This window comes from Candidatus Pantoea carbekii (genome assembly GCF_000971765.1).
GTDB classification, from domain to species: domain Bacteria; phylum Pseudomonadota; class Gammaproteobacteria; order Enterobacterales; family Enterobacteriaceae; genus Pantoea_A; species Pantoea_A carbekii.
In genome coordinates this window covers 946,554-969,848 of sequence record NZ_CP010907.1, presented here as the reverse complement: position 1 = coordinate 969,848, position 23,295 = coordinate 946,554, and the positions used below count along the sequence as shown (strand labels likewise).

14 protein-coding genes are annotated in these 23,295 nt (G+C 29.2%); 6 read left to right on the top strand and 8 right to left on the bottom strand.

Translation table 11 applies throughout. From position 1 onward, the window contains the following. Window positions 1-90 precede the first annotated feature (90 nt). A complete protein-coding gene (locus BMSBPS_RS03425; RefSeq protein ID WP_022564207.1) occupies window positions 91-669 on the bottom strand; it encodes an anthranilate synthase component II in 579 nt (192 codons plus the stop codon). Window positions 670-1,208: 539 nt separating this feature from the next. Here BMSBPS_RS03425 and tsgA point away from each other — a divergent pair. Beyond that, on the top strand, window positions 1,209-2,393 hold the full coding sequence (tsgA, locus tag BMSBPS_RS03420) for an MFS transporter TsgA (RefSeq protein ID WP_046201181.1): 1,185 nt from the start codon (window positions 1,209-1,211) through the stop codon (window positions 2,391-2,393). A gap of 241 nt (window positions 2,394-2,634) precedes the next feature. Here tsgA and trpS read toward each other — a convergent pair whose 3' ends face one another. From trpS to aroK, 5 genes are all read right to left on the bottom strand, one after another. Further along, entirely contained in the window at window positions 2,635-3,639 is a 1,005-nt protein-coding gene (gene trpS / locus BMSBPS_RS03415) for a tryptophan--tRNA ligase (protein WP_022564205.1), read from the bottom strand. 306 nt (window positions 3,640-3,945) lie between these two features. Beyond that, window positions 3,946-4,635: a ribulose-phosphate 3-epimerase gene (rpe, locus tag BMSBPS_RS03410; RefSeq protein WP_046201180.1), complete on the bottom strand. Its 690-nt coding sequence runs from the start codon at window positions 4,633-4,635 to the stop codon at window positions 3,946-3,948. 56 nt (window positions 4,636-4,691) lie between these two features. Continuing rightward, window positions 4,692-5,504, bottom strand: coding sequence for an adenine-specific DNA-methyltransferase (gene dam, locus BMSBPS_RS03405; RefSeq protein ID WP_022564203.1), 813 nt, complete (start codon window positions 5,502-5,504; stop codon window positions 4,692-4,694). 584 nt (window positions 5,505-6,088) lie between these two features. Beyond that, a complete protein-coding gene (aroB, locus tag BMSBPS_RS03400) occupies window positions 6,089-7,177 on the bottom strand; it encodes a 3-dehydroquinate synthase (protein WP_022564202.1) in 1,089 nt (362 codons plus the stop codon). Between the two features lie 38 nt (window positions 7,178-7,215). Then, window positions 7,216-7,740, bottom strand: coding sequence for a shikimate kinase AroK (gene aroK, locus BMSBPS_RS03395; protein WP_022564201.1), 525 nt, complete (start codon window positions 7,738-7,740; stop codon window positions 7,216-7,218). A gap of 3,112 nt (window positions 7,741-10,852) precedes the next feature. Here aroK and BMSBPS_RS03390 point away from each other — a divergent pair. The 4 genes from BMSBPS_RS03390 to BMSBPS_RS03375 all read left to right on the top strand — a co-directional run bounded on the left by BMSBPS_RS03390 (window position 10,853) and on the right by BMSBPS_RS03375 (window position 16,371). Continuing rightward, window positions 10,853-11,668, top strand: a complete 816-nt coding sequence (locus BMSBPS_RS03390) for a sugar phosphate isomerase/epimerase family protein (protein ID WP_022564200.1) — start codon at window positions 10,853-10,855, stop codon at window positions 11,666-11,668. 542 nt (window positions 11,669-12,210) lie between these two features. Further along, complete coding sequence (gene rnz / locus BMSBPS_RS03385) at window positions 12,211-13,122, top strand: ribonuclease Z (RefSeq protein WP_022564199.1); 912 nt, start codon at window positions 12,211-12,213, stop codon at window positions 13,120-13,122. A gap of 441 nt (window positions 13,123-13,563) precedes the next feature. Continuing rightward, window positions 13,564-15,600 (top strand): oligopeptidase A, encoded by a 2,037-nt coding sequence (gene prlC / locus BMSBPS_RS03380; RefSeq protein WP_046201179.1) that lies wholly within the window; start codon window positions 13,564-13,566, stop codon window positions 15,598-15,600. Window positions 15,601-15,615: 15 nt separating this feature from the next. Continuing rightward, window positions 15,616-16,371, top strand: a complete 756-nt coding sequence (locus BMSBPS_RS03375; RefSeq protein ID WP_022564197.1) for a class I SAM-dependent methyltransferase — start codon at window positions 15,616-15,618, stop codon at window positions 16,369-16,371. Between the two features lie 67 nt (window positions 16,372-16,438). Here BMSBPS_RS03375 and pitA read toward each other — a convergent pair whose 3' ends face one another. Both pitA and nfuA read right to left on the bottom strand, forming a co-directional pair. Beyond that, window positions 16,439-17,935 (bottom strand): inorganic phosphate transporter PitA, encoded by a 1,497-nt coding sequence (gene pitA / locus BMSBPS_RS03370; protein WP_022564196.1) that lies wholly within the window; start codon window positions 17,933-17,935, stop codon window positions 16,439-16,441. 2,891 nt (window positions 17,936-20,826) lie between these two features. Beyond that, window positions 20,827-21,402: a Fe-S biogenesis protein NfuA gene (gene nfuA / locus BMSBPS_RS03360; protein ID WP_044170068.1), complete on the bottom strand. Its 576-nt coding sequence runs from the start codon at window positions 21,400-21,402 to the stop codon at window positions 20,827-20,829. Window positions 21,403-21,683: 281 nt separating this feature from the next. On the opposite strand from nfuA, the gene bioH reads away from it, so the two are divergent. After that, window positions 21,684-22,460: a pimeloyl-ACP methyl ester esterase BioH gene (gene bioH, locus BMSBPS_RS03355; RefSeq protein WP_022564193.1), complete on the top strand. Its 777-nt coding sequence runs from the start codon at window positions 21,684-21,686 to the stop codon at window positions 22,458-22,460. Window positions 22,461-23,295: the final 835 nt, after the last annotated feature.

Genomic DNA, 23,295 nt, shown 5'->3' with positions numbered 1-23,295 from the left:
TTCTAATGACTGAACTTTAAAAATTAATATCGCTTGCATGTTCAACTATAAATATCATCTACAAATATAGGCCATACATTTTTATATCTATTAAATTTGTTTTAAAAAATTTTGCAATAATTCATAACCTTGTTCACTAAGAATGCTTTCTGGATGAAATTGTACTCCTTCAATCGGTAAAGTACGATGGCGTAATGCCATCACTTCATCTAGTTTTCCATCATGTAAACTCCAAGCCGTTACTTCGAACTCATCTGGTAGTGTTTTATGTGCGACTATCAAGGAATGATACCGTGTTGCAATGAGTGGATTCTTGAGATTATAAAAAACACCTTTCTGAGTATGCCAGATCGGCGAAGTTTTTCCATGCATAATTTTTCGTGCGCGTATAATATTTGCACCATAAGCTTGTGCGATAGCTTGATGTCCAAGACATACTCCGAGTATAGGTATACGTCCAGAAAAATGCCTAATAGCGCTAATTGAAATGCCAGCCTGATTAGGTGTTCCAGGACCCGGTGAGATAACCAAATGACTTAAAGATAATGTCTCCATCTCATATATGCTTATCGCATCGTTGCGAACAACGCGTACACTAATTCCTAAGTTACAAAAGTAACAGTATAAATTCCATGTAAAAGAATCATAATTATCAATTAATAATAACATAAAATATACTAAGATGACATCAATTTATACCATGTCATATCATTAACATAGTGTATAAAATATAGCAAATAATTAGAAATTTTTATGATCCATAGTAAAACACTTTTCATTAAAATTTTATTTTTTACATTCAATTATTTTTATTCTAAAAAAATAACATTTTAATAAATAAAGAAGTTATCAGCATCTAGCTCTTTAGATAGGCGCTTTATAATTCTGATCCCTTAAAATTCTAAAACAATATAATATAGATAAAGATATAAATTTTGTATATATAATAGTCTTTAATTATAGTAAAACTTAACTAATATATTAAGAATTGAAAATTTTAACTTACTCAATACGAATAATAAATCATTTGCATTCAAGTGTAATTAAGCTATGAATTTGATAACTTTATGCTATTAATAAATAAACGTATCATAATAATATATTACACGTTTAGTAATTATGAGGGACTGCATTTAAAAATTAATTTTAATAAAAAAATAAATCAATAAACTTTACCTGACTAGCAGACATTTTATTAGGTTACAAACATGACGACACCCTATAATTATACTCGCATTGGTCTTACGTGGATTAGTTTCTTGTCTTATGCATTAACTGGTGCACTTGTGATCACTAGTGGCATGATACTAGACAATATAGCCCAGTATTTTCATTTACCAATTTCAGAAATGAGTCATACTTTTACCTTCCTGAATGCTGGTATTTTAGTATCTGTATTCTTTAATGCTTGGTTAATGATAATTATTCCACTAAAAAGACAGCTAATTTATGGTTTTATACTAATAATTTTGGCTATTGTAACATTAACAATTACTCATAATATAATAATTTTTTCAATATGTATGTTTATGTTAGGCATAGTAAGTGGTATTACTATGTCGATCGGTACCTTCCTCATTACTTATCTATATGCCGGTCGACAACGTGGCTCTCGCTTGCTTTTTAGTGATTCTTTTTTTAGTTTTGCTGGCACGATTTTTCCAATTATTTCTGCAATTTTGTTGACACATGCTTTACCATGGTATTGGATCTACGTCTGTATAAGTATTATATATTTATTCATTTTTATACTAACATTATTTATTGAGTTCCCGGAAATAAAAAACAACAAAGCAATAGAGCATGCTGAAAAAGAAAAATGGGGTTTAGGTGTATTATTTTTATCGATTGCTGCTTTATGCTATATTTTAGGCCAACTTAGCTTTATATCTTGGATACCAGTATATCTTACAAAATCAATGGGCATGAATATCGTAACTGCGGGACAATTAGTAGGCAACTTCTGGATGTCATATATGATTGGGATGTGGATATTTAGCTCTTTCATGCGATTTTTTGATTTACATCATATTTTAGTACTGCTAACAGCAGTTGCAACTAGTCTAATGTGCTGGTTTATCATTGCTCATGATATTACCATGCTACGTTGGATTATTATAATACTTGGTTTTAGTTCTAGCGCTATTTACACAACGGTGATCACGTTAGCTTCATTACAAACTAAGGTAGCTTCACCTAAATTAGTAAACTTTATTTTAACTTCCGGTACTGTAGGCACTATGTTAACTTTTATAGTTACTGCACCCATTGTAGAAAATTTCGGGGTACGTGCTGCACTTATCTTAGCTAACGGGTTATATGGTATAGTCTTTATTATGTGTGTGCTTTTAGGATTTTTTTCAAAACATCGTCAGCATGATTATATAATCTAATTATTTAATTATTTAGTATAAAGATATAGATGAAACGATGGATCCATGTTATACTTTAATAAAGAATAAAAATCTTTAATAATATTTTGGTTTTATATCAATATATAAGTATAGCAATATCATGATAATATAATAACAGACGCCTAAAAAGGTACTTGTAGAAAAAATTTATAATTAAGAACCATGAGTATATTATATGTTGCTTTAATATTTTTTATAATTTTATATAAATTGATTATTACTATTTATTTATAAAACCTATTACATCGTACACTTTTTTTGCTGTTTCTTCAGCATATTTACTGGCTTTCAATGCACCATCAGATATGATTTTATCAAGGAATACTTCGTCTTTTCGGAAATCATAATAATACTTTTGTAAACTCGTTAAAATTCCTGAAACCGAATCTGCTACAGTTCTTTTTAAACTATCATACATTTGCCCCTGGAATTCTTTTTCCAAGTTTGGAATAGATTTATTGGTGATAATGGAAAGAATTTCCAATAAATTAGAAATACCAGCTTTTTGTTTAATATCATAACGTATTATTGGAGGGTTATCTGAATCAGTCATAGCTCGCATGATTTTTTTTCTAATTGTTTTAGTATCTTCAAGTAATCCAATAATATTATTGCGATTATCATCTGATTTCGACATCTTTTTCATTGGCTCAAGAAGTGACTTTACTCGTCCACCAAACTTTGAAATAAAAGGTTCTGGTATTGTAAAAATTTTACCATAGAGTGCATTGAAGCGATATGCAATATTACGTGTCAGCTCTAAATGTTGTCTTTGATCTTCACCGACCGGTACTACATTAGTTTGATACAATAGAATATCTGCTGCCATTAATACTGGATAATTAAACAGCCCTACATTAATGTTATTGCTCTTATAATGTTTGGATTTATCTTTAAACTGAGTCATACGATTTAATTCACCGCAATAAGCGTAACAATTTAAAATCCAGTTTAACTGCGTATGTTCTGGAACATGTGATTGTACAAATATAATGCTTTTATCAGGATCAATGCCGCAAGCAAGACACATAGCCAAATTATCTAATATGGCTTTACGAAGTTTGCTAGGATCTTGATAAATAGTAATAGCATGTAAGTCAACAATACAGTAAATACAACAGAAATCATTCTGCATTTGTACCCAGTGATGTAATGCACCTAGATAATTACCTATCGTCAACTCACCAGAAGGCTGTATTCCGCTAAAAGCAATGAGTTTGTTCATATTTCTCCCAAAAACAATGTCTACCATAGAAAAATTTAATTTTAATTTCAATAAATTAATGTATTTCTTAATAACAGATAAAATCTATTGCATCTACAATAAACTCAAAAGGATATTAGAAAAAGGACTATGAATAATTTCATAAAATTAATCCTGTAAAGAATATTCTAATTATGTTTCTTGAAAAGCTATTTTGAATATGTGAATATTATTTCAATAAATTTTAATTGTATTTTATAATTTCACGATACATATCTATCCCTTAATTAGGAAAAAATTAATATCCTGAATGATGAAATTTACATGCTACGATTCATTATACAAAATTTGTACTTTTTTTAATTCGCATCGCATTTTCGCAATTACCTGTTCGTAATTGATATGATCAAAGATTGCCGAACCTGCAACTAATATGTCTGCGCCTGCCGCTGCAACCTGACCAATATTATAGACTTTTATACCACCATCAACTTCTAAAAGTATGTTATATCCGCATTTATCGATTAAATTACGTGCTTTTTGCAGCTTATTTAATGAAGCAGAAATAAAAGATTGTCCACTGAAACCCGGATTAACTGACATAAGCAGGATAATGTCTATTTTATCCATTAAATATTCAAGACAACTGAGAGGGGTAGCAGGATTTAATGCTATTCCAGCTTTACACCCATTTGCTTTAATAAGTTGTAACGTACGATCAATATGTTCACTAGCTTCTACGTGAAAAGTAATAAAGTTACTACCAGCTTTAGCAAATTCAGGGATTAAAGAATCAACAGGTTTCACCATAAGATGAACATCAATCGGTGCCGAAATACCATAATTGCGTAATGATTTCAGAACTAAAGGACCAATAGTAAGATTCGGAACATAATGGTTATCCATAACGTCAAAATGAACTATATCAGCACCTGCTGTTAATACCTTAGCAGTATCTTCTCCTAAACGAGCAAAGTCAGCAGCAATAATTGAAGGAGCTAATAAAAATTGTCTCATTCTATCTTCCAATGTTATTTTTAATTTCCAATTCACATTCTATATATTGATACAAATTAATAAAAAAGTGCTAAAAGTTCATTGATTTCAGTTCTACTACGTATGCTGCGACTGATAGACCGTTTAGCTTTAATAACGTGTAAATCAGCATGTTGATACCATTGACGTGTTAATAAAGTATCGTGATTAGAAATTATTACAGGTATACGATTTTCCTTGGCTAATTTACTAGCTAATTCTGCTAAGTTCAACTGTTCACATACACTAAAACGATTAGTATAATAGGCAGTAAAATTTGAAGTAGCTGAAAGCGGTACATACGGTGGATCACAATAAACAACTGAACCTTTATAAGCACGTTTCAATGTGACATCGTATGATTCACATACGAAAGTTGCTTTCTGAGCATGTTCAGCAAACGATAATAACTCATCTTCTGGAAAATATGGTTTATAGTAACGACCAAAAGGGACATTAAATTTACCATTTAAATTATAACGACATAGACCATTATAGCTATGTCGGTTCAAATAAAGAAATAAAAGAGCTCTTTGGTATGTATCCTGCGTGGAATTAAATGTCGTACGGTAGGCGTAATAATTTTTAGCAGTGTTAGCATTAGCAGTAAATAACTTTCGTGCATCTTTAATAAAAGCTATTGTACATGTTTTGACAATATTATAGAGGTTAATTAAATCCCCGTTGATGTCTGCTAAGTGATAATGTTTATAATCTGTATTAAGAAATATAGAACCAGAACCAACAAAAGGTTCGATAAGACACTCGCCTGGTGGTAGGTAAGGACGAATATCATCAATCAGCAGATATTTTCCTCCTGCCCATTTTAGAAAAGCACGATTTTTCTTCATGTTGTCATAATTTTTACATTTTATATTATTAATTACAGTGGGCGATTAACAACAGAAGTGCTTTTAAAAATAACACTTAATCAATATTGCTTTTTAATATTGACTTTCTAAAATATAGCGTAGTTAATACTTCTTATAATTCGATAGGCACTTAATTATACACTCAATATAATATCTTAAATAAGCAGCCTAATATATTTCTGCTATAACAACGAAATGATACGTGATAATCAATAAATAAAACATGCTGCATCTCAAACATAATTTAAATTTTTACTTAAAATACAATAAATTAATTATATTAATAAATTATATGCAATTAAGTATGTGGATTATGTACCGTATGTAACGAATAATAGCAAAATATTTTTCTATAATAACTATTTCAGAATAATTAACGTTCTATATTATATAGTCATTATTCATATCTCAATGAATATGCATTATTGATATAAATGTAAAAATAGTTTTTTTAGAACTAAAAAATATTATTTATTATACCTATTTTAAACTAAAATACCAGTTATTTAAAATTTCAAGCTGCACGATTTTATATCACAGTACAATATATTATTTTTTATAACTTAACTGTTCTGTAACGTATTGATAGCTTTAATAACTATATTTTGATCGATACCTGTACGTATTTCAGCTCGACCAATGGCAAGAGGCAAAACAAACCTTATATTTCCTTTTACCACTTTCTTATCACGCATCATGTAAGGTAAATATGCTTCTGCGTTCATATTAGTTGGTCCTCTGACTGGTAAATGTGCTCGTTTTAAAAGATTTATAATACGAATAGTATCAACTGACATAAATTCACCAAGAATTTCAGAAGTATATGCTGCCATTACTATGCCTGCAGCGACTGCTTCACCATGTAACCAATTGCCATAACCCACGTGAGTTTCAATAGCATGAGCAAAAGTATGACCCAAATTGAGTAATGTTCTTATGTTACTTTCACATTCATCATGTTCTACCACTTTCACTTTTAGCTCGCAGCAACGACGAATACAGAAACGCATTACTTTGCTATCTAGTGCTAGAATAGCATCAAGATGTTCTTCTAACCATTGAAAAAATTCACTGTCCAAAATAATACCATATTTGATTACTTCTGCTAGACCCGCAGCTAACTCTCGTGGTGGTAAAGTACTTAAGCAATCAGTGTCTATAATTACAGAAACAGGCTGGTAAAAAGCCCCTATCATGTTCTTTCCCATTTCATGATTTACGCCAGTTTTTCCGCCTACTGAAGCATCAACTTGAGATAGTAAAGTAGTCGGTACCTGAATAAAACGAACACCACGTTGATAACTGGCAGCAGCAAAACCCGTCATATCACCTATTACTCCACCACCTAGAGCAATAAGAGTAGTTTCGCGACCATGCGATTTTTGTAATAAAGCAGTAAATATTTGATTCATCACTGATAGATTTTTATATTGCTCACCATCTGGTAAAATTACATAATCTATTTTAACATCAGCTTTATTTAATAAAGTCAATAATTTATGAAGATATAAAGCGGCTAATGTCTGGTTAGTAACCAGCATAGCGTTGTCGCCTGATTTTAACGGTAAAAAAGAAGCTGAATATTTAAGTAATCCAGCAGAAATAGTAATAGGATAACTACGATACCCTAATGAAACAGTGATCTTCTCCATGCACATCTATACCTATTGAAAACTATTAGGATACTGGATTAATTTTTTCCCAGTAAGTTAATAATCTGACTTGCTACAATCTTTGCACTCTGATCATCAGTATGAATAATTAGATCAGCAATTTCTTCATAAAACGGATTTCGTTCTGCAGCCAGCGCTTCTAGCACATGGCGAGGAGGAGAATCGATCTGTAGCAACAACGGGCGTTTTTTATCTCGCTGAGTACGAGCAAGTTGTTTTTCGATGGTGGTTTGTAGATAGACAACTACACCGCGTGAGGAAAGACGATTACGAGTCTCACGAGATTTTATAGACCCGCCACCCGTAGCCAATACAATCCCTTGTTTTTCGGTTAATTGGTTGATAATTTTTTCTTCTCGATCGCGAAACCCTACTTCGCCTTCTACATCAAATACCCACCCTATATCTGCTCCAGTACGTCGCTCAATTTCCTGATCAGAATCGAAAAATTCCATATTAAGTTGCTGGGCTAGCTGACGACCAATAGTGCTTTTTCCAGCACCCATCGGACCTATCAGAAAGATATTGCGTTTCTCTGCCATTTTATATCGGTATTGCTAGTGATTTGTTAATGATAGCCCACATTCAGCACATTGCTGCCGGGACAGGAACGGAGACTTTATGAATCTAAACAGTCAAATGAAAATTATATTAAAACTCTAATACTCCACCATTTAATTTTTTAGAAAATTACTTTCTACTCACTTGGTCCTTAGATAACTACTACATTAAATATATCAAATAAGTTTAGTTGTTTATGCAATATCCATAATTCTTTTGTATTTTCTAAATTTCTAAAGTAAATACAACTATTTTATTTAAAATTAACCACAATATAGCATCATTTGTTGTATAGATTAGTAACATTCTTAATGCTATGTGTCATATGATTTACTAAACTATTAAATAATTGAAAATTATTTATTCATAACCATTTTGATACCGCAATAAATTCTTATAGTAAAACTAATCATTTCTTAATTTGTATTGCATGAAAAAATTTTGTTATTATGTCTAATTAATTTAATTAAATACGATCTTTTTGAACAACATAATGCTAATAGAGACGAAATTTCTTGAAGTATTGTTTTCTCTTTAATCTCTCCAAATTAATATATTATAAAATATTGTTACTATCATAATAAAACACATATTCTGAATATAAAATATTATCAAATACAGGCCATCTAAAACATCAGATAATAAATAAATTATTTATATAATCAATCATTATTTAATTTATTTTAATCTTCAATAATAACCCGATAATAAACATACCATACAACATATTTCTATTATCTTAAATATTATTGTTCTATGATCTTGAATCATACATTCATTATTGTATAGAGAAAAATTCTTTAATCTTAAAATAATGCTTTTATTATAATTTTAAAAAATTATATATCAATAGAAATCTTCTTTCTCTACCCTAATAATACCTTAATAGTATATGATAGTATATTCTATGGAATCTAAATCTATTTTTAAGAGCGTATATATTGCAGTACATAGCTAATTTTGCAGTAAATGAATATGATATTAACAGTTGTACTACTATTATTAAATTTAATATTTATTCTCTAATGCTATTATAATATTTAAGGTCTTAGTGAAGTAATTTCAATGCCATTTGCTAAATAAAAATCAGCTTATTTAATAAAGTTTTCATTTTAAAGCTTAAATTATTGCCTAAAAGAATATCTGTATTTAACTTTATGTAATACAATATATTTTTCTAATTGCGAATAATAGATATGCTGAATTTATCATAAAATTTATGAAAAAAGATAAAAATATGTAAAAAATTTTGTTTTAAATTAATATTATACGCATAATCATGTGGCGCTCAATTTTTAGTAGCGAATATTATGATATAAACTTACTTTATTAAGTATCTAAAAATAATCTCTTTACATAGATCAATATTTTAACGTTTTTACTACACTGCAGTAATCCCATAACACCGTATCTTGTTGAAAGCATCATATATTGTAAAAGCAATCAAATATTGAGTGAATCATACATTAATTAATACGTATCTAACATTTTTAGATTTTTTAATCTAAAGATGCTAGCCCCATAACACATCTGTATGCATAGATAATGCATAATACACACACCATAGGGATTGTGGTGAACAAAGTAAAAAATTAATTTTTAATATCTTAACTTGCCTCAATTTTTTCTGATTTCTTAACCTATTATAGTAATAATGTACTAACATATACGTGCTTGAAAAAAATTATAGTCATTGAATAATCTTTATCGAAGACTAACGAGTTCATCAAAGAATCACAAGCTATATATAGCTCATAACCTGATAAGTTGTATTTTACATTGCTGTTATAGCGATATCCATTTTACTATCATTAACACGTAACGAATAAATATTGTATGATTATTAATCAGAATGTTTTAAGTTAAGTCTATTTAATAAAAATCTTTTTTATCTTGACTTTACAACTTAATCTCATATTCTATAAATTAAATTTTTTATAAAAACTTAATTTATATTTTTGTAAATTGCCTAATATTTATGAAAAAAATTATGGAATTGCTTTCCATGCATATGTTACTTTGCCTCCTGTTGCTAAAAGCAAACATCAACTGATCAAATATTCATTAATTGAGAACAACATGGCTTCCACTTAAAAAATAAGCAGTAAAAATATTAGTATTTTTAATACAGCTTAATAATTAGTATTCGAAGATAATACGTCATCTTTCTTATATCAAATTACGATGATATTTGTATAATTTTATCTGCTAGTAAATTATAAATTTACTATACTATAGTACCATATTTAAGATATAAATAATTATTGATTCGTATTTTTTACTTAATTAAATTTTTGAATTTATAATTTTGATTTTTAATAAAATAATAATTTATCAGTTAAGTTAAAATATATAACAATATGTTATCTTGCATTTTAGACAATTGCTACGATGTAATATCATCAGTTTATTTAATTCTGATATTTGTAATATTTTCAGTATTATTTATATGGCTAATGTTATGAGATTTATCATATTATAATAATTTAACTATTTGATTTATAAATATTTTTAATATTTATTATTTCATTATAGAAATAATTTTATTTACAAATAGACAATACTATTTATTTGTATTCTAATGAACTAGATTGACTAATATCGAGATGATTCTATATACTTGAACTATTTAACAATTAAAATAATAGTAAAAATAATAAATGCATTTATTGCTTTCAGATCTATTATTAAAAAGTTATATTATTTATCAAATACAAAAAATATTTTTGTTTTATAATCTTTAATAACTTAAATATTCTACCATGTTAATAGTCGCTCATTCTGAAATATTTTAGATCAAGTTTCGATTTTTTTAAAATATTACATACATGTTTATTTTAATCCTTAAACTTATTAAATTAATGCAAGACAATTTCATGCACTTAATTCTTATTTAAAATTTAAAATCGCTAAAGAAGGGCGTGACAAGATACGATGTCCAATATTAAAAGAATTGTATACTAAAATTAGAAAAGGGATAATAAAGATTACTTTTAATATTATTCAAAATAAATAACCATGAATATGGTATTAATCAAATATATAAAAAATCTATTATCGATTGATAATCGTGTTATTTAAAGGAGCTTGTTAATGAGTCATAACCCTAAATTTCTTAACTTAGTGTTGCTAAACGGTGACCCAGAATACAAGCTACGAACAGCTCGTGCAGCAGGTTTTGAACAAGTGGAAATCTGGTGGGAAGATGTACAATCAAGCACACATGGTGCTATTGGATTGGCAAAATTTGCTAAGCAACAGAAGTTAGGCTTTACTAATTTACAAGTGCTACGAGATTTTACCGGTGCACAAGACTCTGATCGATTATACAAACGAGCTGAATTACATCAATTTATTCATATTGCCTATAAACTAGGCTGTAATACCATTCAAGCACCTGCTAGTACACGAGAAGATTGTTTAGCAGAACGTATCGACGAAGATTTATGTTGGATGGCATCAGAAGCAGCACGTTACAACATGCGTATTATGTATGAACCAATGGCATGGTGTAGCGTAGATAATACTTTACCTAGAGCATGGGAGCGACTTCAACGAATACAACAACCTAATATTGGTTTAGTAATTGATTTATTTCATATTTGCGCTCTGGGTGGTGACGCATCTCAACTTGAAAGAATACCAGCTGAAAAAATTTATGCAGTACAATTATGTGATGTAGCAACTTTACCGCCACCAGAAAAACATACTCTCATGGATATTGCTCGCCATCATCGTCTATTGCCTGGCTATGGAATTCTTGATATTGAATGTTTTATTGATACTTTAAAACGCATTAATTATAAAGGACCAATCGGTATAGAAGTATTTAATGATGTTTTAAAATCGCAATGCTCAGAAATAGTGGCTCAACAAGCATGGCAAGCACTTAATCGTTATTGGCCTTAGCTCTTCTTTACTTTATTATAATAATTTTAAGTTTTATGACAAAAATAAGCATAATATATTATTATGCTTGTACTAATTTCCAGATTAGGAGCTATGTATTTTACATACATAAATTGTACAAAAATTATTTTTTTAATTTATATATATTGTACTTAAATATTTTTGCTAAATATCTTTAAAATAAAAAATTGTATTTAATTTTAAAAAAATATCTATATAATAAACCATTATCAATAATATGAAATACATTTCATATTATTGTTTAATATAGATATTTTTAAAAATGCAAGGTTTTTTAAATAGCATGGCGTAATTTTTAATAATGCAAAAATCAGAAAAATATATTTTTCAATTAGTAAGAACTCTACTATTATACTTTGCACGCTGGTTGTCACCTAAAAGTTATTGAAAACTAAATGCGTATCTATAATTTAAGTGAAATTATTTTAATATATACAAGATATAGCATTCTTGTAAAACGAAGATATTAGCTCATTAATAATTACTACTTAATTTAAATTAAGCAAATAGGTAAGTATAATATGCGTCTAACTTTTCTCGGTACTGGAGCAGGTGCTCCCAGCCAACAACGTAATGTAACTGCTATTGCATTGACGCTATCTCAACGTAGTGATATATGGCTATTCGACTGTGGTGAAGCAACTCAAAATCAGTTTATACGTACATCTCTTAAAATAAGTAAACTTCAGAAAATCTTCATTACTCATATGCATGGAGATCATATTTTTGGTTTACCTGGCTTACTTACTAGCCGTTCAATGGCTGGAATAGAACAACCTATTAGTATATACGGACCAAAAGGAATTAAGCTGTTTCTCGAAACAGCTTTACGCTTAAGCTGCTCATGCACTAATTTTCCATTAGACATATTGGAAATTGAGGAAGGTTTAATATTGGACAATGGCGAATTTTCTGTTACAGCATGGCCAATGAATCATGTGATAGAATGCTATGGCTATCGTATTGAGCAACACGATAAACCAGGTTCACTTGATGCTATTCGCTTAAAAGCTGCAGGGATTAAAAGCGGCCCAGTATATCAACATTTAAAGAAAGGAAAACGCATTATATTAGAAGATGGTAGAGAAATAGATGGCATGGATTATCTTTTTGCTCCAACTAAGGGTAAGGTATTAGTAATTTTTGGGGATACTGGTCCAACTAATATAGCACAAGAGCTAGCAGCTAATGCCGATGTTATGGTACATGAAACAACATTAGAAACTAATCTGGCAGAAAAAGCTAATGTACGGGGGCATTCTACAACTGTCCAAGCTGCTTGGGTAGCAAAACAAGCTGGCGCAAAACGTATGATTGCTACACACTTTAGTTCACGTTATTTATTACAAGACCAACCAAGATTGCTGGCAGAATGTCAGACAGTATTTACTTCTACAGAATTAGCACGTGATTTCTCAGTATTCGAAGTATAGAAATATTACATTGGATAATTTATTTTTAAACTTAAAAATAAATTATCCAATGAGCATGTTAATGATCTATATTGATCCTCTGCTATACAAATAGATTATTAATTTTTGAATCTCATACGCGATATTATTTTAACTGAAAATCATTATTGAATTTCCAATGAAAATGGAAACTGTATCATCATCTTATGATATATTCATAAATGGTTTAATTTACAAGGTAAAAAATTTTATTTTTAGTATTATCTAAAAGAAACATGTGTTTATTTATTAAATCGTTACATAATAATTTAATTAAAGATGGATCAATAATACATTCAAAAAAATGAAAAAATTTTACTATTTTTTTTAAAGTTAAGTATTTCTATCTATTAGATTAGTATTATATTATCGAATATGTACTACCCCTATCATGAAAGGATTAATAAAGGACTGTATTATAAAATGACAAATCCATTACTTGCACCTTTTACATTACCACCTTTCTCCCAAATCGAACCAAAACATATTGTGCCTGCTATTAAAGAAATACTGAGAAATTGTCGTAAAAAGGTAGAAGAAGTTATAAAAGCAGGCAGGCCGTATTCGTGGAATAACTTAGTACAGCCTTTAGATGACATTCATGATTATCTTAACCGTATTTTTTCAATAATTAACCATCTAAATTCAACAAAAAATAGTTTAGAACTTCGTAAAGCTTATGAACAGGCATTACCTTTACTTTCAGAATACAACACTTGGTTAGGTCAAAATAAAGATTTATACCGAGCATACTGGAATTTGAAACAGAGCGATGTTTATACAACGTTTAATCTTGCTCAAAAGAAATCAATAGATAATAAGTTACGTGATTTTGAGCTATCAGGCGTTAAATTGAATAATGTACAACAAAAACGTTATGCAGAAATTTCTACAAGTTTAGCTAATTTAAGTTCACTGTATAGTAATAATTTACTCGATTCTACTATGGCATGGAGTAAATTAATAACAAACAAAGCAGAGTTAGTAGGCATACCAGAAAATATATTAGCGAAAACAAAAAAACAAGCAGAAGCAAAAGGACAAAATGGATGGTTATTAACTTTAGATCATCCAAGTTATGTAGGAGTTATGAACTATTGTGATAATGCCCATTTACGAAAAGAGATGTACTTTGCTTATTCAACACGTGCTTCCGATAAAGGGCCGTACGCTAGGAAATGGGATAATACTCCAATTATGGTTGAGCAATTAATATTACGTCATGAATTAGCAAAACTACTTGGTTTCAATTGCTATGCAGATAAATCACTAATAACCAAAATGGCACAGCACTCCTGCAAGGTGATGACGTTTTTAACCGGTCTTGTAAAACGTGTACGACCGCAAGCTGAAAAAGAATTTGATCAATTACATAAATTCGTTAAAAAAAACTTTGGAATTGATAAAGTACAACCTTGGGATTTTGATTATTTTTCTGAAAAACAAAAACATTCTTTTTATAATATTAGCGACGAACAGCTTCGTCCCTATTTTCCAGAAGTATTTGTACTTAAAGGTTTATTTGAAATAGTAAAACGCATCTACAGTATTTTAATTAAGGAACGTATTGATATCGATTTATATCATGCAGAAGTACGTTTTTTCGATATTTTTGATGACAGTGATAATTTGCTAGGCAGTTTTTATCTTGATCTATATGCACGTGAAAATAAACGCGGTGGTGCTTGGATGGACACTTGTATTAATCGGATGCGTAAGGGTGATGGAAGTTTACAGAAACCTGTTGCTTATATCACCTGTAATTTCAATGGTCCAGTGTATGACAAACCAGCGTTATTTACACATAATGAGGTAATTACATTATTTCATGAATTTGGTCACGGCTTACATCATATACTCTCACGTATTGAAGTATTAGGAGTATCTGGTCTTGATGGTATTCCATGGGATGCTATCGAATTACCTAGTCAATTAATGGAAAATTGGTGTTGGGAGCCAGAAGCAATAAGATTGATATCTGGACACTATGAAACTGGCGAATCACTACCTTCAACATTACTAAATAAAATACTCTTATTAAAGAACTATCAGGCCGCGTTATTTATATTACGTCAGCTAGAATTTAGTATATTTGATTTCCGTTTGCATATTGAATGTAATCCTAAAACAGGAGTTCAAATTCTTGAAACACTATGGGAAGTAAAAAAACAAGTTTCCGTAATTCCAAATTTAGAATGGACCCGCTTCCCACATTCTTTTAGCCATATTTTTTCTGGCGGTTACGCTGCTGGTTATTATAGTTATTTATGGGCTAATGTCTTATCTTCCGATGTTTATTCGCGTTTTTTAGAAGAAGGAATTTTTAACCACCAAACTGGACAGTCATTTCTCGACAACATTTTGACATGTGGCGGTGTTGAAGAACCGATAGTGTTATTTAAGCGTTTTCGTGGTCGCGAACCTAATCCTGAAGAGATGTTAAAATATTACGGTCTTTAAAGGTAATGCTTAATTGTGAAAATTCATTTAATTGATGAGACACATTCTCAAGAAAAAACTTTATTAGATTTAGTACAACGCTGGTATTTAGAACAGGATCTAGAGTCAAATTTTTCACTGGTAATAACATCCAAACACCTTGAATTACGAAAAAAAGATGAGCCGAATTTATCAGGCATTTTTGTTGATTTTGTTAAAGGTTCCTTGGCGTACCGCCGGTGTTTTGGTGGTGGTCGTTGTGAAGCAATTGCAAAAGCAGTAGGTATAAAAGGAAACTATCTTCCTTATGTACTTGATGCTACAGCGGGTTTTGGTCGAGATGCATTTTTATTATCAACATTAGGTTGCCATGTATCTATGTTAGAACGCAATCCAATAGTAGCTGCTTTATTATATGATGCTTTACAACGTGGCTACAGAGATACAGAAATTGGTACCTGGTTGTATAATCGTCTTACTTTATTGCATGTTGATAGCCAGCAAGCAATGACTATCATGCCTAAATTAGATGTTATATACCTTGATCCAATGTACCCTACTAATCCTACTAAAAGTAAAAAAGCCATGATAAAAAAAGAAATGCGCATTTTGCAATTATTAGTAGGAAAAGATGAAGATGCAGATGAATTATTAGCACTAGCTCGTCATTTAGCAAAAAAACGAGTTGTAGTAAAACGGCCGTGTTATGCAAGACCTTTAGGGGATATTGCACCACATGCTACAATAACAACTAAAAAATGCCGTTTTGATATTTACCAGCCCTCTGAATAAAAAATATCATTTAAAGTATATTGACTATCTTTTTGTGAATTACCTATCATATTATTATAAAGCAAAATTAAATAAATTTGAGAGCAATCCAATACAGTGAACCTGAAAGCACAATACAAACCGGCAAAGTAAATATCCACGCTACAGCAATATTCTTGAGAGTGCGACTTTGTAATCTGCCGCCATCAACAAGCATCGCACCAGCTACAGACGACGATAAGATATGTGTAGTCGAAACAGGCATACCCGTATAGCTAGCAATACCAATAGATAAAGCAGCGGTTAATTGTGCTGACATTCCCTGTGCATAAGTCATGTTTTTTTTTCCGATTTTTTCGCCAATCGTAATTGCTACACGGCGCCAACCGATCATTGTACCTATACCAAGTGCTTGAGCGATAGCTACAATAATCCACATTGGAGCATATTCAATGGTATCTAAAAGATCATTTTTTAATTTATTAAGAAAGATTTTATCTTGATTGTTAGTTTCAGAAAAATTAGTTACCTTATCTACAGTATCAGAAAGAAAAAGCAAAGAACGACGCAGATCACTACGTTGTTCAATTGATAATTCACCGTAATTTTGTAAATTAGAAAGCATATTCTGAGTATTATTAATAACTTGTAGTAAATTTTTACTATTACAGTAAAGAAATTGTGAATTTTGTATTTCTTTTTTTATAGATAACATATATGGTGATATTTTTATAATATGCTTCAATACTTTTTGATTTTTGCGATAGTAATATTCTAAGTGATTAACAGCATCTCTCGTACGAGTAATATCATAACCTGATGCATTCATATTAACTACAAATCCAGCTGGTGTAACACCGATCAAAACAAGCATAATTAAACCTATGCCTTTCTGACCATCATTTGCACCATGCGAGTAACTGACACCAAGCGATGAAAAAATTAATGCAATGCGTATCCAAAAAGGTGGTTTTTTTTTACCATCAATTTTTTCACGGTCGGCAGGTGTCATATGAATTCGTGAACATTTTTTAGTACCGTTGCAATAGCGACGTAACAAAAAAATTAGGCTACCAGAAATTAATAAACCTACAATAGGCGATAAAATTAAAGAAAAAAATACATTCATTATTTTAGATAAATTAAGTGCATCAAAAAGTAACGTTTGATTTATAAAAACGTTCGTCAGTCCAATTCCAATTATTGAAGCAATCAAGGTATGGGAACTAGAAGCTGGTAAACCTAAATACCAGGTACTAAGATTCCAGATAATTGCAGCTGATAACATAGAAAAAACCATAGCAAGACTATGAATACAGCTTACATTTACTAGTAAATCGATTGGAAGCATATGAATAATAGTATAAGCAACAGTTAAACCGCCTAATAAAACTCCAAAAAAATTAAAAATACCAGCCATTATTACTGCTGACTGTGCTCGCATTGCACGAGTATAGATAACAGTCGCAACTGCATTAGCTGTGTCATGGAATCCATTTATTGCTTCATAAAAAAATACGAACAATAAAGCTAGAACCAGAAAAATGCTAGTGCTAAAATCAAGACCATCAAATAAATGTAGCATAAATTTTACGCCATTTTCGAGGACATGAACGCGTGCATTATCTGTGACAATGTAGTTTATGGCAAATAAAGTATGATGTTTTTTAATTAAATCAGCCAAAATAGATTAATCCATTTTAACTACATTAGTAACATTTTAATCATCTAGAAGATCATTTGTAATTGCATAATTCTAATTTTCCTGTATCTATCTGTTTCTAAAAGTTAATAACTGACCCAGTTTAACTGCATGTATTGCTAATTACTTATTTTTTATTCTTGTTAATTGAAGAAAAAGACTTCGAATATACCTAAAACACTAAAAACAGCATAAATTGTGTAGTACTATAAAAATATCCACTAAATATTTAGTAAATCAATAAAATTGTATCTAAAACAAGATTAGATGATGAATTATACTTATCAAAAAAGTTTCATTGCATGCAATAACAATAAAGTAAGATCAATAAATATTGAGATTATTATTAATAATGTTTATTAAACAAAATTCTTTTTGAACACGTTAAAAAAAAATACATATCAATCAAATTGATATAAATACCCTTTAATAGAATCTCAGATTTCTGAAATTACATGATATTCATCAATATCACCAGAGCATACATATACAGTAAATTTAATGATTTTGCATCATATCACTTGATACATTATTAATAACAATATTATATACTATAAGAATTATTTAAAATTTTAACATAAACATCGACTTATATTAGCATAAATGAACTAACTCCTTATGCATCATTAATGAATTATTCACTAATTGTTTAGACAAAGAATTTACAAGATTGATTTGATAAATGTTTATGTGTCTTATAATATTTTTACTATCTTGCAAGAAAAAAGATCCATTTACTACTATTGTGAATCGTATTGTTTGATTTTTGCTTCACGCAGATGTATTGTTTAGTTCCAATCTTCTACAATGTGCTATAAAGCACATTGTAGAAGATTATGATCTTAATATTAGTATATAAAAATAACGCTTTTCGTACTGTTAGTAAATATTTCGATCCAATTTTTTGTGCAAAATCATCAGCAACTGTATTAATGCAATTTATATATTAACTGATATAATATACATTAGCACAGTATTTAACCATGGCAATAAGGCAAGACGTATAAGAAGAGAAGTGGAATTTTTTAAAAAGTTTTTCCAGAAACATTTTCGCCTTTTAGATTGCGATCTATGCACAACAACAACTATGCCATTAATTAAAAGACGCCTCAGAATTGATTACTAAGTACGCGCATAAACTACTGATTATCTTTCGTCGTAGTGTAGAATATTATTAAGCCAGTTAAACCTCATGTCAGTTTTCACAATGTTTTGCCATGCCATTTTCTGAAATCCAAACAGCAAAAGCAACTATTACACCTCAATATTCATTAAATATTAGTGATATAGGTCACATAAGTTCTTTGATTCAAAATAATATGTTAACATCTAAAAAGATCTGGTAATTGGTACAGTAAAATAGAGTGACAGTGACTTTACTACTGTTCCGAAATCGTTTGTTTAACATCGAAATGTAAACTAGCTTAGTATTTAGGATAAATGTTAATAACCTCAATAGATATAAATTAAACGCAATTTATTTAATAACAAATGCACGCCAGCAATGAAAGCAATCAATGATGATTTAAAAAAATTTAATAGCCATTGCAGTGTTCAAGTTGAATAAATACAGAATGCATTATTAAAACAACGACTTATTTCTCTAAAGTACAACAAAAATTTTATCTCTGATATGGTAAATGATATTAATCCTAAAAATTATTGTCAGTATTTGAAGCTCTAATCAAATCACTATTAACTTAAATCAATACTTAACATTATATAGCGTACTAACATAATAATTTATATTATATTTAGTATGGAATTTGACAGAAGCGTAATGAGGTAAATGTTACACTAGGTCTAAAGCTTGCAAAACTAAATTACAACGGTAAGTTTATGCGTTAGTAGGAGAGCTGTTTTGCATGATTGATATATACTCTAAGTTAATTACTTCTATTTTAAAATCAAGCATAAATTATGTTATAATAATAGATAACATAGTTAATAGTTGTATAAGTCATCTATAAATAGAAGATGATATAGATAGTTTGATAACTGAATTTCATTTTTGAAACAGTAAACTCGGCGAGTTAAATTTTAGTTTTATACCAGTGATGTTTTGAAGATTGGTGTAAGTTATAGTTATAAAAAATACCATATCGCTAAGCTTAAAAAATTAGAATATACACTTATTTTTTTTCAATGAAAAACCTTTCTTACATTTTTTGATATTAAAAATGATGTCGCTTAATGATTTTCATTAGAGGTAGTTAGCCATAGGACAGATGTCTACTTATAAACGAATGCAACGTTCTGTAAAAATGTTTAACGCGTATACTCAAAAATTACGTAAATATTAAAATATTTTAAACTTTAATACTATAGCTACTTTTTACTATTCAATGTATTACAATTTTTAGGTGTCATGATAATGCTTAAACTTAATATTGTTTATATTAGTACAGTTGTTAAGAAAGATATTTTACATTGTAAGATGTTTAAAGTTGAAAATAGTTGCAGAACTAACTGTTTAAAGCATCATTATTTTGCCTTCATAGAGCAATATAAAGATAACTTTATTATGCCGAATCAGAGAAAAATTAATTTTAAATCGATATTTAATTTTTTAGATTATGATAAAAATAAAAGAGGACATAGTCGCTAAAGCAAAAAAAATCCTTAACTAACCAATTCATTCAAACATACTGTATAAAGAAAAGAACATAAATTTATTTATGTTTACTCTCGTCTATGATAATAAAGAAATTAAAATTTGAAAACAATTAAGATACAGCTAATAATGTTGCACATATATTTAGTATACTTTAATTTTAATAGTAAGAATGTTTACCATGCTGATGTTCTGTAATGTCTAATACACCTTTTAAGTCTGGTACAGCTGCCAGGAGTTCTTTTTCTATGCCATTTTTTAAGGTGATATCAATCATTGAACAACCGTTACATGCGCCTCCAAACTGTAATATAGCATAACCTTCTTCGGTAATATCAATTAACGACACACGACCGTTATGCTGCGCAAGTTGAGGATTGATTTTCGAGATCAACATATATTCAACTCGTTCAGCTAATGAAGCGTCTTGCGAAATTTGAGGTATTCTAGCATTAGGTGCTTTTAATGTGAGCTGTGATCCTAATTTATCAGAAATTAAATCAATTTCAGCCCCTTCAAGATATGGTAGACTTAACTCATCTATATAGACTAAAAATTTATTAAATTTTATTTGTGTATCAGTTAGTTCTATATCATCTACTGAACAATAAGAAACACCACATTCTGCAGCTGGTGTACCTGGATTCATCACAAATACGCGAATTTGTGTTCCTTCTTTCTGTGTTGAAATAAGGTCTTCAAAATGATTTTGTGCAGCATCAGTAATTCGAATTATCATGATAATTAATAGTTAAGTAATCTTAATATGTAATAAATATAATTAATTATAGTACAATTAAAACACTTATACAAGGTTAATGCAACATGAGACCTATTGTAACACATACTTTGAAATTAGATTGAAAATAAATAACAATTATTCATTACGTCATGTAAAAAATCAGTTACAAGATAATGTCAATGCTGCTAGATCGATTTTCAAATAATATATTACATATATCATGAAAACATATAATTAAGATATTAACGTTTTTCAGTATTGGAGAATTTCAACTCATGAATTCGCTTTACTGTCACATTACTGGAGAAGGTAAGCGCAATTTAGTTTTGCTACATGGATGGGGTTTCAATGCTGAAATATGGTATAGTATCGTGCCGTATCTTAGACCATATTTCCGCCTGTATCTAGTAGATCTACCAGGTTTTGGACGTAGTCAAAGCGTAACACCATTCACTTTATCGAAAATAATACAAGAATTATTGCCTTATTTACCATCACGTGCATGCTTGCTTGGATGGTCGCTTGGTGGTTTAGTTGCTACTCAGGTAGCGTTAAATTATCCTGAACGTGTTAGCGCATTAATAAGTGTAGCGTCATCGCCCTGTTTTACTGCACGTGATAATTGGCCTGGTATTAGAATGAGTACTTTAATAAGTTTTCAAAAACAATTAAGTATCAATTTTAAAAGTACAATAGAGCGTTTTCTTAATCTACAAACTATAGGTCTTAAAAATGCGAAACAAGATGCTTTTAAGTTAAAAACAGTAGTACTTGCACAGCCAATGCCACCAGTAGTCATACTACAAGGTGGTTTAAATATTTTGCAGAATGTAGACTTACGAAGTGCATTACCGCAACTAACTATGCCGTTTTTACGTTTATACGGATCACTAGATGGTTTAGTCCCTCGCTCTATTGCAGCTCAACTAGATGCTGCTATTCCTAATTCACCATCTATTGTAATACCTAATGCAGCACATGCCCCTTTTATTTCTCATCCTGATATTTTTTGTCAACATATTTTTGGATTCGCTGAATGTATTCAATCTTAAAAAATTTTTTATATTAACAGTGTTCTTAATTAGCTCTTTGTAACATATTAATATTATTAATATGTTACAAAATAATAGTGCATTTATTAATTGGATAATATTTTCATCTAGCAAAAATATTTTAATTTTCTCAATAAGTTAAAAAGCACTTATGTTAAATAATTTTTTAAAAATGACTTCTAAATGAAGAATTTTTTTATCAAAATGTTAAGGTATTATTATTTAAATAAAGACTTTACATATTTTTAATAATAGTACAATCTTTACATTAATACTATTATATTATTAATTATATAGCAATTATGAATGAATATAATTAATAAACTAAAAAAGAGTATTACTAATATTGGATTAATATAATGTTTAAACTTAATACGATTAACATTAAATTATTATTTTTTAATTTGCATTTTTTATGTTTCGATAACGTAATAAATTCATTTTTAATTAAATTTAATAAATTTTAAAAAATAAATTCAATTTTATTAGTTTAATCATATATAATATTAAATATCTTTATGATTAAACTACTTTAACAATTTGATAAAAAGAAAAAAATATTATGGTTTAAAGATGGAAATTTATTCTTTTTATGAACAGTCTTTTATTTATGTTGTTTTTTAGATCACTATATTATTTTTTTCCAAAATCAAGATAATTAATTTTGGAAAAATAAAAAATTTTATAAATTTATAAGGTTAAAGATTGGTGATAAAAAGTATATAATAAACTATTATGTGCTTGTCATTGGTTAGGATGTATGACAGTTGATATGATTTTTCATATCAATAAAACAATCATTATGTATAAATATCATAATTTAAATTAATTTTTT